At 68.9% G+C, this 6,798-nt stretch carries 8 protein-coding genes; 7 read left to right on the top strand and 1 reads right to left on the bottom strand.

Annotated elements, in window-relative coordinates; genetic code table 11:
• Positions 1-137 precede the first annotated feature (137 nt).
• Positions 138-962, bottom strand: coding sequence for a lytic transglycosylase domain-containing protein (locus ROZ37_RS18215; RefSeq protein ID WP_312661473.1), 825 nt, complete (start codon positions 960-962; stop codon positions 138-140).
• A gap of 31 nt (positions 963-993) precedes the next feature.
• Here ROZ37_RS18215 and gspG point away from each other — a divergent pair, with 31 nt between their 5' ends.
• From gspG to ROZ37_RS18180, 7 genes are read left to right on the top strand one after another with little or no spacing between them, the layout of a single operon-like run.
• Complete coding sequence (gene gspG / locus ROZ37_RS18210) at positions 994-1,443, top strand: type II secretion system major pseudopilin GspG (RefSeq protein ID WP_312661472.1); 450 nt, start codon at positions 994-996, stop codon at positions 1,441-1,443.
• A gap of 3 nt (positions 1,444-1,446) precedes the next feature.
• Positions 1,447-2,622 carry a type II secretion system F family protein gene (locus ROZ37_RS18205; RefSeq protein ID WP_312661471.1) on the top strand — a complete coding sequence of 392 codons (1,176 nt, stop codon included), beginning with the start codon at positions 1,447-1,449 and terminating at the stop codon, positions 2,620-2,622.
• Positions 2,619-4,289 carry a GspE/PulE family protein gene (locus tag ROZ37_RS18200; protein WP_312661470.1) on the top strand — a complete coding sequence of 557 codons (1,671 nt, stop codon included), beginning with the start codon at positions 2,619-2,621 and terminating at the stop codon, positions 4,287-4,289. The genes ROZ37_RS18205 and ROZ37_RS18200 overlap by 4 nt, the downstream gene beginning before the upstream one ends.
• Positions 4,270-4,983, top strand: a complete 714-nt coding sequence (locus ROZ37_RS18195; RefSeq protein WP_312661469.1) for a hypothetical protein — start codon at positions 4,270-4,272, stop codon at positions 4,981-4,983. Before ROZ37_RS18200 ends, ROZ37_RS18195 begins: the two co-directional genes overlap by 20 nt.
• Positions 4,974-5,525, top strand: coding sequence for a hypothetical protein (locus ROZ37_RS18190; RefSeq protein WP_312661467.1), 552 nt, complete (start codon positions 4,974-4,976; stop codon positions 5,523-5,525). The genes ROZ37_RS18195 and ROZ37_RS18190 overlap by 10 nt, the downstream gene beginning before the upstream one ends.
• Positions 5,522-6,196 carry a GspMb/PilO family protein gene (locus ROZ37_RS18185; RefSeq protein ID WP_312661465.1) on the top strand — a complete coding sequence of 225 codons (675 nt, stop codon included), beginning with the start codon at positions 5,522-5,524 and terminating at the stop codon, positions 6,194-6,196. The genes ROZ37_RS18190 and ROZ37_RS18185 overlap by 4 nt, the downstream gene beginning before the upstream one ends.
• Positions 6,193-6,708, top strand: coding sequence for a hypothetical protein (locus ROZ37_RS18180; protein ID WP_312661463.1), 516 nt, complete (start codon positions 6,193-6,195; stop codon positions 6,706-6,708). The genes ROZ37_RS18185 and ROZ37_RS18180 overlap by 4 nt, the downstream gene beginning before the upstream one ends.
• Positions 6,709-6,798: the final 90 nt, after the last annotated feature.

The raw sequence follows: 6,798 nt of genomic DNA, 5'->3' as shown, positions 1-6,798 counted from the left end.
CTGTCCCCCTTCCCGTCCGGCACGGGCGCAGCACCGTCGCAAAGCAACTCAACCACGGCCGCAGTCTCTTCCCGCACCTCTCGCTTCGCCGATCCTTCTGCTAAAACCCACTCTCTGGAGTTCTGCCGCGCAGACTCCTAGTCCAGAAGAACTCCTGACGCTTGCGACCGCGATGTGGCCAAGACGCGCGGCAGAGCGTCCTTGCGATCTTCGGCCGGTGCACGAATGCGGCTGTACTGTCCCAGAACGGCGGGCACATATTTAACCGTCTCAGCGTAGGGCGGGATCGAATTGTTATATCGCCCGACCGCGCCCTCTCCTGCGTTGTAGGCCGCCAACGCGAGGGGAAGGGCTTCGAAGCGGTCGATGAGCTCGCGCAGGTAGCGTGCGCCGCCGAGAAGGTTCTGGCGCGGATCGAACGGGTCGGTGACCCCGAATCGCGTCGCGGTCGCGGGCATCAGCTGCATCAATCCAAGCGCGCCTTTCGGTGAGCGCGCGCGTTCGTTGAAACCGCTCTCGATCAAGGCGACGGCTTCGATCAGCGCCGGATCGACGCGCGCACGTCGGGCTGCGTCGTGGATCAGCTTCACAAGCTCGGCCCCTGCTCGAGTCGCCCGGACGCTGCCGGGGTCGGCGCGAACCACGCGTGCCCGATCTGGGGCGAGCAGCGGCTCGTGTCGCGGATCACTCGGTGCATCGCTGAAATGGAATACGCCGCGGTCATCGGTGAAGCCGAAGAGCTGGTCGGCGTGAGACGTCGACGGCAGACAGGCGACGAGCAGGGCCGATCGGAGCAGAGCGCGGTGCACGCGGCGATGCAGTCGCGACGACGGGCGATTTCGATGCTTGCCGGGGCCGCGCTGGTGCTCGATCGTCGACTGTTTATCGGTCCCGCGATATGCCCCGCGAGGGGCGGCAGTCGACAAGACGGGCGTGGCCGGTGATGTAAGAATCGCTGTCATGGTTCCATGCTAAGGTTTGCGCATGACTTCTATGGCGAAATCTAAGATGGTTGCGCGGCGCGCGGACGTCAAGCGGAAATTCTCGTTCGGCTTCACCTTGCTCGAACTGCTGGTCGTGATGGTCATCATCGGTCTGCTCGCCGGCTATGTGGGGCCGCGCTATTTCTCGCAGATCGGCAAATCCGAGGTCAAGGCCGCCCGCGCGCAGATCGACGCACTCGAAAAGGCGCTGGACCAGTACCGTATCGATGTCGGGCATTACCCGACGACCGAGCAGGGGTTGCCGGCGCTGATGACGGCCCCCTCGGGCGAGGGACGCTGGGCGGGGCCCTACTTGCGCAAGGCCGTTCCCGAAGATCCGTGGGGTAAGCCGTACCAGTACCGCCAGCCGGGTGAGCACGGGGATTTCGACCTGTTTTCCTATGGGCCGGACGGGCAGCCCGGAGGTGAAGGCGAAGCGGCAGACGTCACCAACTGGTGAGCCATGCGCTTTCGCATCAAGGCGATCGGACCGAACGCGACACTCGTCGAGACCGAGCTCGAGGCTGGGAGCGAGGCCGAAGTCCGCGCGCTCGCGCAGACGCGCGGACTGTCCGTCCTGACGCTGAAGTCGCTCGTGCGCGGTCCGGGGCGCAGCCGTTTTCCGCTGCTGCTGTTCAACCAGGAGCTGCTCGCGCTGCTGCGTGCGGGCATCTCGCTCGCCGAGGCGGTCGCGGCGCTGGCGGAGAAGGAGAGCCGGCCCGCCGTCCGTGCCGTGCTCGCGGACGTGCTGCAGGCTTTGCGCGAGGGACGCAGCCTGTCGAGCGCACTCGAAGCGGCGCCGCACGCGTTTCCCGATCTCTACGTCGCGATGATCCGCGCGGCCGAGCGCACCAGCGACCTCGACCAGGCTGTCGCCCGTTTCATCGCCCATCAGCAGGAGGAAAACCGGCTGCGCGACAAGCTCGTCAGCGCGCTTATCTATCCGCTGCTGCTGGTCGGCGTCGGCGGACTCGTCGTGCTGTTCCTGCTCGGCTACGTCGTGCCGCGCTTCTCGCACATCTACGAGGACGTCGGCAGCGACCTGCCGTTCATGTCGCGACTGTTGCTCGACTGGGGGCAGTTCGTCGAAGCGCATGCGATGGCGCTCGGACTCGTCGCGCTCGCGACGCTTGCCGCCGGCCTGTTGCTTGCGCGCAGCCCCGCCGTGCGGGTCGCGGTCGGTCGCCGCCTGTGGCGCATGCCGTTCGTCGGCGAACGCATGCGCGTATTTCAGCTCGCGCGCTTCTATCGCACGGTGGGGATGCTGTTGTCGGGCGGCATACCGGTCGTTACCGCACTCGGCATGGTGTCGGGCCTGTTATCGCCGATGCTGCGCGTCGGCCTTGCCGCGGCGATCGCGTCGATCCGGGAAGGACGCAGTTTTTCCTCGACGCTCGCGGCTCGGGGCCTGACGACGCCGGTCGCGCTGCGGATGCTCGAAGTCGGCGAGCGCGCGGGCAACCTCGGCGAGATGCTGACGCGCGCGGCAGAGTTCCACGAGGAGGACACGGCGCGGCAGATGGAATGGGTCACGAGGCTGTTCGGCCCGCTGCTGATGCTGCTGATCGGTTGCGCCATCGGCCTGATCGTGGTGCTAATGTATCTGCCGATCTTCCAACTTGCAGAGAGCATAGGATGAGCGAGCCATCCGCCGCCGGGTTGGCCCCGCAGCCGTTCTCATCCGCGGATCTCGCGGTGGCGGCAGCCGATGCCCGCGTCGTCGACGGCCTGGCGAAGCTCGAGCCGGATCCGGCGCTGCGCCTCGCGCGGCTTGCACAGACGAGCGGCTTGCCGGCGATCGGGCACGGCCGGTTGATGGCGCTCGCGCCCGATTTCGAGGCGATCTCGTTCGAACTGGCGCTGCGCCGCGAATGCGTCGCGCTGCGCGACGAGGACGGGAAGCTCCTCGTCGTCGTCGCCGATCCTTTCGACGCCGACCTGCTCGACGGCCTCGGAGCCCGGCTCGCCGAGCCTTATGCGCTCGTGCTCGCCGATCACGACGATCTCACCGCCTGCCTCGCACGGCACGAGGACGAGGTGCGGCGTGCGGCCGGACTCATCGAGTCGCGTGAGGCGGACACCGCAGGCGTGGGGGTCGAGGACCTGTCGCTGAAGCGCATCAGCGCCGACGCGAGCCCGGTCGTCCGTCTCGTGAACTCGACGCTCTACGACGCGCTCAAGCAGGCCGCGAGCGATATCCACCTCGAATCGGTGCCCGGCGGCCTCGTCATCAAGTACCGCCTGGACGGCGTGTTGTCGCGCTTCGGCACGGTGCAGGGCGCGGACCTTGCCGAGCAGGCGATCTCGCGCATCAAGGTGATGGCCGAACTCGACATCGCCGAGCGGCGTGTGCCGCAGGACGGCCGCTTCAAGGTGCGCGCGGGCGGGCGCGAGATCGATTTCCGCGTGTCGATCATGCCGAGCATCCACGGCGAGGACGCGGTGCTGCGGATCCTCGACAAGGAGCACCTGAGTCGCGAGATGAGCGGGCTCACGCTCGAGACGCTGGGCTTCGACGATGCGGTGCGCGCGACGCTCCGCCGCCTCGCGAGCGAACCGTACGGCATGCTGCTCGTGACCGGTCCCACCGGATCGGGCAAGACGACGACGCTGTACGCGACGCTCGCGGAGACGAACCGCGGAGTCGACAAGATCGTCACGATCGAGGATCCGGTCGAATACCAGCTGCCGGGCGTGCTGCAGATTCCGGTCAACGAGAAGAAGGGCCTCGGCTTCGCGCGCGGACTGCGCTCGATCCTGCGGCACGATCCCGACAAGATCATGGTCGGCGAGATTCGCGACGGCGAGACCGCCGAAATCGCGGTGCAGGCGGCGCTGACCGGACACCTGGTATTCACGACCGTGCACGCGAACAACGTCTTCGACGTGATGGGCCGCTTCATGCACATGGGCATCGACCCGTACAACCTCGTCGCCGCGCTCAACGGCATCGTCGCGCAGCGCCTCGTGCGCATCAACTGCCCCCATTGCAGCGAGGATGTTGTGCCCGATCCGCAGCTGATCGAGGATTCGCGCATCGCGGATGCGAGCGCCTATCGCTTCCGCGCCGGCCACGGCTGCGGCCAGTGTCGCGGCACGGGCTACCGCGGGCGACACGCGATCGCCGAGGTCTTGCTGCTCGACGACGAAATCCGCGAACTCATCGTCGCCCGTGCACCGATTCGCAGCGTCAAGGAGGCGGCGCGGCGCGCGGGGTTTCGCAGCCTGCGCGACGCCGCGCTCGATGTCGCGGCCGCTGGGGAGACGACGCTGGAGGAGGTGAACCGTGTCACGCTTCTGGGCTGAGCCGCGGCGACTGCTGGTAGAAGCGGACGCGCTCGCCGTCGTAGGCGGGGCGGAGTGGCGGCGCGTCGGTTTCGACGGGGAGGCCGACGCCGCATTTGCCGCGTCCGTGCCGGACGCGCTCGTGCCCCGCGGCAGTCGCTGCCAGGTGCTGCTCGCCGATGCGCTGGTCCGCTATCTCGTGATCCAGTGGCCGTCCGGACTTCGCGGGCGGTCCGAGCGCGCCGCGTTCGTTGCACACCGTTTCCGGGAGGTGCACGCCGTCACGGCACCGGACTGGCAGATCATGGTCGAGCCGACGGCCGGCGGATTTCCCGCGCTCGCGTGCGCAGCGCCGGCTGCCCTCATCGAAGCCATCGCGGCGTGGGCTCGACGGCATCGCGTGCGGCTCGCCGGCCTCAGCGGCGAATTCGTCGCAGCCTACAACCGGGCGCGGCCCCGAGTCGCGCATGGGTTCGGCGCGCTCGGCCTGCAGCGCGATGGCCGCCTGACGATCGGCATGTGGCACGACGCGGTGTGGCACGCGCTGCGCAGTCAGCCGCTTGGCGCCGGGGGTGACAACGCCGTCGGTGTGATGCTGGCGTCGATGCGCGGGCGCTTGGGCGGCGAGGGCGGCGTTCTGTACTGCTTCGGTCCGATGCTCGACGCGCCGGCCGGCTGGCGCGCCTTCATGCTGGGAAATGACGCATGGGACTGATGCGCGGCGTCCCGCTAGCCGTCGATCTCGATTTCCCGCCAGCGCGACGCGCGACGGGCTGGCTCGGCTGGGTTCTGCTCGCGGTCGGGCTGACTGCAGCCGGGTTCGAGGTGCTCAAGTACCGGGCGGCGCAGCTCGATCTTGCCGAGCGCGAGGCGATCGTCGCGCGACTGCGCCAGGAGATCCAGCGCCCGCCGCCGAAACCGTCGTCGAGCGGACGCGCGGTCGGCGCCGAGGAGGCAAGGGCTGCCCTCGATGTCGCCGCGAGGCTCAACGCGGACTGGGGCGCGATGTTCGCCGGCATCGCCGCGGCCCAAAGCGACGCGGCGACGTGGGTCAGCTTCGATGGCGACGCTCCGCGCGGGACTCTGCGCGTCGTCGGCGAGGCGCGCTCGTTGTCCGCGGTGTTCGATTTCCTCGCGCGGCTCGACGAGGCCGAAGGCATTGCCGACGCGCAGTTGTCGAGCTACGAATGGATGCGCGCCGGACCGGTGGAGACGGTGCGTTTCAACGCGAACGCGAAGTGGAATTCAGCGCGATGAGTCTTCGTGCGCTTCGCGATTCTTTCCGTGCGTCGCCTCCGGCCGGCGTCGTTCCCGTCGACGCCGGCGAGAGGCTCGGCTCCGCCGATGCAGCGCGTTCGCGCCGCCGCTCCCCGGCGCCCGGACACGGCCGCGGAGCGCTGATCCGGGAACGGGCGGGACGGGCCGTCCTGCGCGCCGGTTGGCCGGGCATCGTCGGCGTCGTGTTGGTCGTTCTCGCTTCGGTTGTCGGTTATGCCGGTCGCCTCGCTACCGACGAGCGCCGGGTCGAGCTCGCCGACGAACGAGTACGCCTGCTGCGGGGCGAGGACCGCGCGGCACCGGTCGTCAGCGATGGCGAGCGGCTTGAGGCGTTTTACGGCCGCTTTCCGCGCGTGGCCGAATTGCCGGCGAGCCTGCGTCGCTTGCACGAACACGCGAGCGCGCACGGCGTAGACCTGCAGCGCACCGATTACCGCAGCGCCACAGTGGCCGGTACGCCGCTGGTGCAGGTCACGCTGAGCATCCCCGTCGAAGGGGGATTCGGTCCGCTCTACGAATGGCTCGCGGACTTGCTGCGCGAGATGCCGGAGGTTGCGCTCGAATCGCTCAGCGTCGAGCGCGCGGCAACCGACACCGACACCGTCGCGGCCGAGCTGCGGCTGCAGCTTTACCTGCGGGGGCGACTGTGAACGCGCGGCAGGCGGTTCTCGCCGTCGCGCTCGTCGCGACGCTCGCTGCGAGCTGGTGGATCGCGCAACGCGAGGAGGATGAAGTCGATTCGGCCGCCGTCGTGCAGCCGGCCGAGCGGGCCGTTCCCGCTTCGGCCCTTCGCGGTGCGCGCTCCGCGACGGGCGCCGGCGCGAACGCTCCGAGCCGGCTCGAACGGCTCTCCGTCACGCGTTCCTCCTGGCCCGACCTGCCGGACGTCGTCCGCATCGTCAGCTTCGCCCCGCCGCGGCCTGTACGGTCCGCGGCCGCCCCGGTCCCGGTCGCGCCGCCGCTGCCGTTCCGACTCGTCGGCGCGATCGACGACGAACACGGCAAGGCCGTCTTCCTGCTCGACGGCAGCCAGGTCCACATGCTGCGGGCCGGCGAGCAGGTCGCAGGCAACTACCGCCTGGATCGCATCACCCCCGCCGGCGTCGAGTTCACCTACTTGCCGCTCAAAACCAAGCAGACCCTTACCCTCCGCACCCCATGACCCCGTCGATTTCGACTTCGCCCGATCAGCCGGATACCCTCATCGCGCCCGCCGACGCAGACCCTTGGCCCGACCCGATCGGATCGGAAC

Origin of the sequence: Aromatoleum sp., from assembly GCF_032027225.1 — a bacterium.
In the GTDB taxonomy this organism is placed as follows: domain Bacteria; phylum Pseudomonadota; class Gammaproteobacteria; order Burkholderiales; family Rhodocyclaceae; genus Aromatoleum.
The sequence above is the reverse complement of the archived record's forward strand: the minus strand, read 5'-3'. Positions and strand labels throughout refer to the sequence as shown.

What these genes read in the sequence shown, in the direction of transcription:
- ROZ37_RS18215 (WP_312661473.1), bottom strand. Translation starts at nt 962, where the DNA reads ATGACAGCGATTCTTACATCACCGGCCACGCCCGTCTTGTCGACTGCC.
- gspG (WP_312661472.1), top strand. Translation starts at nt 994, where the DNA reads ATGGCGAAATCTAAGATGGTTGCGCGGCGCGCGGACGTCAAGCGGAAA.
- ROZ37_RS18205 (WP_312661471.1), top strand. Translation starts at nt 1,447, where the DNA reads ATGCGCTTTCGCATCAAGGCGATCGGACCGAACGCGACACTCGTCGAG.
- ROZ37_RS18200 (WP_312661470.1), top strand. Translation starts at nt 2,619, where the DNA reads ATGAGCGAGCCATCCGCCGCCGGGTTGGCCCCGCAGCCGTTCTCATCC.
- ROZ37_RS18190 (WP_312661467.1), top strand. Translation starts at nt 4,974, where the DNA reads ATGGGACTGATGCGCGGCGTCCCGCTAGCCGTCGATCTCGATTTCCCG.
- ROZ37_RS18185 (WP_312661465.1), top strand. Translation starts at nt 5,522, where the DNA reads ATGAGTCTTCGTGCGCTTCGCGATTCTTTCCGTGCGTCGCCTCCGGCC.